This window comes from Streptomyces sp. MK37H, assembly GCF_018035285.1.
In the GTDB taxonomy this organism is placed as follows: domain Bacteria; phylum Actinomycetota; class Actinomycetes; order Streptomycetales; family Streptomycetaceae; genus Streptomyces; species Streptomyces endocoffeicus.
Window position 1 is genome coordinate 1 of the sequence record NZ_JAAAYH010000704.1, and the last position, 2844, is coordinate 2844.

The 2844-nt window shown below is 72.2% G+C and carries 2 protein-coding genes; both read right to left on the minus strand.

What is annotated here, in order from left to right:
• The coding region (locus GWI24_RS43005) for a uroporphyrinogen-III synthase (RefSeq protein ID WP_210951452.1) at positions 1-1166 on the minus strand (1166 nt) is incomplete at its 3' end.
• A gap of 195 nt (positions 1167-1361) precedes the next feature.
• Positions 1362-2759, minus strand: coding sequence for a NarK/NasA family nitrate transporter (locus GWI24_RS43010; RefSeq protein ID WP_210951453.1), 1398 nt, complete (start codon positions 2757-2759; stop codon positions 1362-1364).
• Positions 2760-2844 lie beyond the last annotated feature (85 nt).

The window sequence follows — 2844 nt, forward strand, 5'->3', positions numbered from 1 at the left end:
TACGCGTCCGCGTACTTCGTATCGGCCGACGGATCGAGCGCCAGCCGGTACCCCCGCTTGACCACCGTCTGGATCAGCTTCGGCGAGCCAAGAGCCGTCCGCAGCCGAGCCATCGCCGTCTCCACCGCATGCTCATCACGCCCAGCCCCCGGCAACGTCCGCAGCAGCTCCGACCGCGCCACGACCCAGCCGGGCCGACGGGCCAGAGCCCGCAGCAACGCCATCCCGGCGGGCGGCACCGTACGAAGCTCCCCGTCCACGACCACCGCGTGACCGCGGATCTCCAGCCGCCGCCCGGCGACCGGCAACGGCCGCACCCGCCCCGGAAGTTCCGCGGTCAGCAGCTGCACAAGCGGCCCGAGCCGGAACCGTTCGGGCTGGGAGGTGGGAATGTCGTGGGCCTCCAGCGGCAGCGCGGTGACCGGCCCGACACACGCGGGCAGCACATCATGGCGGAGCGCGTCCAGCAGCTCCTCGCGCATCCCGCGCCGCTCCGCCCGGTCCAGCAGGCTCGCGGCGGCGGGCGCGCTGGTGAAGGTGACGGCGTCCAGGACGCGGGCGACCGTCGCGTCCAGCAGCCGGTCCAGGGGCCCGATGTCCTCCGGTGGCATCCAGCGGTACACCGGCACCCCGACCACCTCCGCTCCCCCGGCCCGCAGCGACTCGACGAAGCCGGGCAGCGGCTCGCCGTGCAGCTGGACGGCGATGCGGTGCCCCTCGACGCCCTCCTCCAGCAGCCGCTCGAGCACCTCGGCCATCGACTCGGAGGCCGGGTACCACTCCTCGGTGAGCCCGGCGGCCCGGATCGCCCCGCGCACCTTGGGCCCGCGGGCCAGCAGCCGCACCTCGCGCAGCCGGTCGAGCAGGGCGTCGCCCAGGCCCCAGCCGTCGGCGGCCTCGACCCAGCCGCGGAAGCCGATGGCGGTGGTGGCGACCACGACATCCGGGGCGCTGTCGATCAACTGCTTGGTGGCGGCGAGGAGTTCGGAGTCGTCGGCCAGCGGCACGATCCGCAGCGCGGGCGCGTGCACCACCTCCGCGCCGCGGCGCCGCAGCAGGGCGCCGAGCTCATCCGCGCGGCGCGCGGCGGTGACCCCCACGGTGAATCCGGCGAGAGGGCCGACGGGCACCTCGTCGCCCGCGGCTCCGGTCTGTTCTCGGTGCATGGCTCTCGTCCCGATCTCCCGATCTCCCGATTCACTCGTGTATGGGCGCCTTCGGTTCCGCATCCTGTCGCCGTCCCGTGTCGGTGGCGGTTCACGGAGGTTTCCCAGGCGTAACGGAGCGGACGGCCGGGGGCTTCCCCGGCCGACCGTACGCCCCGGGCCGCCGGGACGCCCGGAGCCCCCTGGGCGCCCCGCTCAGACGTCCGCGTAGGCGGGTTGCCGCTCCGACCGCGGATCATGCGCATCCGCCTGTGCGGCGGACACCGTCGCCGGGCGGCGGGCGCCACGGAGGTATACGGCCCAGGTGACCGCGGAGCACACCGCGTAGAAGCCGAGGAAGGAGACGAAGGCGGGAGTCCCGGAGTGGGCGCTCGCGAACGACTCCCGGAAGGCGAGGTTGATCCCGAGCCCGCCGAGCGCGCCGACCGCCCCGATCAGCCCCATCGCCGCGCCCGACAGCCGCCGCCCGTAGGCCGCGGCCTCCTCGCCGGTCAGACCGCGGGCCACGGCCTTCGCCTGGAAGATGCCGGGGATCATCTTGAAGGTGGAGCCGTTGCCGAGCCCGCTGAGGACGAAGAGGGCGATGAAGCCGACGAGGAAGACGGCCAGCGACTTCTGCGCGGAGGCGTAGACGACCACGACGGTCGCGGCGGCCATGGCGGCGAAGGTCCACAGCGTGATCTTCGCGCCGCCGTGGGCGTCGGCGAGCCGGCCGCCGACGGGGCGGATGAGCGACCCGAGCAGCGGGCCGATGAAGGTGAGCGAGGCGGCCTGGAGCGGGGTGCGGTCGAACTGGTTCTGCAGCACAAGACCGAAGGCGAAGCTGTAGCCGATGAACGAGCCGAAGGTGCCGATGTAGAGCAGCGACATGATCCAGGTATGGGCGTCCCGCGCCGCCTCCTTGGCCGCCCCGGTGTCGTTGCGCACCGGCGCCAGGTTGTCCATGAACAGCGCCGAGAGCGCGACCGCGACCACGATCAGCGGGATGTAGACGGCGAGCACGAGCCGCGGATGGGCCGCCCCGGCGGTGCCGATCACCAGTAGGCCGATCAGCTGGATCACGGGGACGCCGATGTTGCCGCCGCCCGCGTTGAGCCCGAGCGCCCAGCCCTTCCTGCGCAGCGGGTAGAAGGAGTTGATGTTGGTCATGGACGAGGCGAAGTTGCCGCCGCCGACTCCGGTGAGCGCCGCGACCACCATGAAGGTGGTGTACGAGGTCCCGGGCTCCATCACCACGGCGGCGGTGATCGAGGGCACGAGCAGCAGCCCCGCGCTGATGATCGTCCAGTTGCGCCCGCCGAACCGCGCGACCGCGAAGGTGTACGGCACCCGCAGCACCCCGCCGACCAGGGTGGGCATCGCGACCAGGAAGAACTTCCCGGCCGGGTCGACGCCGTACTCCGGCCCCATGAACAGGACCATCACCGACCACAGGCTCCAGATGGAGAACCCTATGTGCTCGGAGACGATGGAGAAGATCAGATTCCGGGTGGCGATCCGCTCGCCCTTCTCCCTCCAGAAGCTCTCGTCCTCCGGGTCCCACTGCTCGATCCAGCGGCCCCCTTTGCGTGCGGCGGTGGTCGGGGCAGTCATCACGCCTCCACAGTTCTCGGTGTCGCTGCCTGACGGTAGGGACGGCGGATTTCCGTGCTGTGGCGGCAGGTGACGCGGACGAAAC